The organism is Pseudomonas sp. HMWF006, from assembly GCF_003061205.1.
Taxonomy (GTDB): Bacteria; Pseudomonadota; Gammaproteobacteria; order Pseudomonadales; family Pseudomonadaceae; genus Aquipseudomonas; species Aquipseudomonas monsensis.
This window is the reverse complement of record NZ_QAIU01000573.1, coordinates 21354-22616: the sequence shown is the minus strand read 5'-3', so window position 1 is coordinate 22616 and position 1263 is coordinate 21354. Positions and strand designations below refer to the sequence as shown.

At 64.2% G+C, this 1263-nt stretch carries 1 protein-coding gene; it reads left to right on the top strand.

Annotated elements, in window-relative coordinates; all coding sequences use genetic code 11:
• Positions 1-154: 154 nt before the first annotated feature.
• Positions 155-1263, top strand: a 1109-nt coding sequence (locus DBR24_RS33895; protein WP_256591855.1) for a TonB-dependent copper receptor, incomplete at its 3' end; no start/stop codon positions are given.

The window sequence follows — 1263 nt, the reverse complement described above, 5'->3', positions numbered from 1 at the left end:
CGCCTGGGTCATGCCCGGCGAACCTTCTTCCCTGGCGCCCGCACCCGCGCCCCGCCCGTCGCCGCGTAAACACCGCACCTTTGATTGCACACGGTTGAAAAGACAGCTCCAGGCTGCCGTCCGTGTCGTTTACGACTGTTTGATGGAAATTGTCATGTCCAGGTTTTCCGCTGTTCCACGTTTGAGCGCAGCTCAGGCGTCCTTCGCGCTGAACGCATCGCGTATTCGTTTCTCGCACGCTACCGCCGTCCTTTGCGGCGTATTGCTGTCCCCGCTGGTGCTGGCCGATGATCACGCCGGTCACAACGAAGAACTCAGTCCAACGGTGATCACCGCCCTCGCCCCGAGCTCGCCGCTGACCATCGTCACCAATCCCAAGGACCCGCGCCAACCGGTGCCGGCCAGCGATGGCGGTGATTACCTGAAAACCATTCCCGGTTTCGCCCTGGTGCGCAATGGCGGCACCAACGGTGATCCGGTGCTGCGCGGCATGTTCGGTTCGCGTCTGAACATCCTCACCAACGGCAGCATGATGCTCGGCGCCTGCCCGGGCCGGATGGACGCGCCTACCTCGTACATCTCGCCGGAAACCTACGACAAACTCACGGTGATCAAAGGCCCGCAAACCGTGCTGTACGGCCCCGGCGCGTCGGCCGGCACCGTCCTTTTCGACCGTGAGCCGGAGAGTTTCGGTGAACTCGGTACGCGAGTGAATGCGAGTATCCTCGCCGGTTCCCACGGCCGCTTCGACAAAGTCGTCGACGCTGCGGCCGGGGGGCCGTTGGGTTACGTGCGGGTGATCGGCAATACCGCGCACTCCGATGACTACCGCGACGGCAACAATGACATCGTCGCCTCGCGCTACGACAAGTGGAACGGTGACATCGCCGTCGGCTGGACCCCGGACGCCGACACCCTGATCGAACTCACCGCCGGCAAGGGCGACGGCGAGGCGCGCTACGCCGGACGCGGCATGGACGGTTCGCAGTTCCTGCGCGAAAGCCTCGGCCTGCGCTTCGAAAAGTCCAACATCACGGATGTGCTGGAAAAACTCGAAGCGCAGGTCTACTACAACTACGCCGACCACGTGATGGACAACTACACCCTGCGCACGCCGTCCGGCACCGGGATGATGGCCGGGCCCATGGCGTCCAACGTCGACCGGCGCACCCTCGGCGCGCGGATCAAGGCGACCTGGCGCTGGGCCGACATCCAGTTGATCACCGGGCTCGACGCACAGACCAACGAACATCGCCAACGCAG